Origin of the sequence: Vibrio sp. Vb0304 (assembly GCF_033338995.1) — a bacterium.
Lineage (GTDB): Bacteria > Pseudomonadota > Gammaproteobacteria > Enterobacterales > Vibrionaceae > Vibrio > Vibrio alginolyticus.
On record NZ_JAWOTT010000099.1, the window covers coordinates 1 to 1575 of the forward strand.

At 44.8% G+C, this 1575-nt stretch carries 2 protein-coding genes; one reads left to right on the forward strand and one right to left on the reverse strand.

The features are described from left to right. The coding region (locus R7P35_RS24095) for an acyltransferase (protein WP_318092846.1) at positions 1–958 on the reverse strand (958 nt) is incomplete at its 3' end. Positions 959–1209: 251 nt separating this feature from the next. Here R7P35_RS24095 and R7P35_RS24100 point away from each other — a divergent pair. Then, on the forward strand, positions 1210–1575 hold a 366-nt coding region (locus R7P35_RS24100), incomplete at its 3' end, for a cystatin domain-containing protein (protein ID WP_318092848.1).

Consider the following 1575-nt stretch of genomic DNA (forward strand, 5'->3'; position numbering starts at 1 on the left):
AGGCTCCCGCCCCACTTGACACCATCCTCACAGGGATCACCCATGCCGGATGTCCGGTATACCAACCGAACTCTTTCATCGGCCATAAGAAGATTGGGTGAAGTAAGTAAATGCCCAAGCTGTGCTGGCTGATAAAACTCACCACTTTCTGCACGTTCTTCGGCAACCCTTCCCCAAAATACCGACACAGCATAAAAATCATCGATGCCGCCAAAATCACGTTCAATGTTTTGTATGACAACCAACGCCCCACGGTGTATTTCTCTGCTTCTAAACTGTTGGTCACCACCATGGTGAATGTCACGGCTAACGCCACCAATCCAAACCCAGTGAACAACGTCACCATAGAACGATTTAGTGGCACTTTTTGAAACAGAACATAGCCCAAAGGCAGATAGCCCATATAGAGCCACATTTGGTTACTCCATGGCCCATCAATCTTGAACAGGAATAACGTGCTAGTGAACATCCAAAAAGCCAGATAGGTATAGAGGACATTGTCATCAACATTACGTGCCATCCATTGGAATAGAGGAATCACGAAATACAGTGGAATAAAGTAATAGAAGAAGCCTAAATGGTAATAGGTGGCATGAAACGGACTATTACTCAGCACTTCTTTGACAGTTTCAAAATCGAATCCTTGTGCCGTCCAACCCGACAGATACGCGTAGAACGTCGACCAAATTAGAAAAGGCACCAACACCTTCCCCAAACGCCGCTTCACGTAATACTTGCCATCAAAAGGACGTGTATCACTGAGCATCAGAGCGCCCGTAATCAAAATAAATACCGGCACCGCCCATCGGGTCACGCTGTTCACTCCAACGGCGGTGAGCCATTGGTCCATTGGAATCACGCCCAACTCGTTTCGATAAGGCGCCAAGACATGAATAGCGATCACAGCCACTGCGGCGACGCAGCGCAATAAATCAAAAAACAGAACCCTTTCTCTCATATCCTTTCCTACCTTGGATCGCTTATCGTTTATAGCATAGGGCAATTTTCACTCAATTAAATAGTTAACAATCTGTTTTTGCTTATTTTTAACCCAACAATGACCTGTTAATTGTATTTAACCGATAAATACTGCTGAACAGAATCAATTGAAACAAAGCGATATGTGACCAACACTTTCTTGAATATGAAACAGATATAATTCACAGAACCCCCTAGGATACTGAGCACATTACAAAGAAAGGTCTTGTTATGAAGAAAACATTATTGGCGTCACTCGTATGTGTAGTGGCTTTAGCTGGATGTAATCAAAAGGAAGAGACCGAGGCGCCTGCCCAATCGCAACCGGAAGCGAACCCAATCTGTAACTTAGAAAAACTGCCCGGCGGATGGTCACAAAGTGACATGACCGATGAAGCGCAACCATTGCTTGATGTGGTACTCGCGCAAATGAACACTTCCGCTAAGTTAAAGCAAATCCTCAGTGTTCGCACTCAGGTGGTAAGCGGCATGAATTACGCGATTGAATTTGAAATGGATAATGGCGAAATCTGGAATACGATTGTCTACCGTTCGTTAGACGACGAAATCAAGATGACGCAACCTGCAAAACTTGGA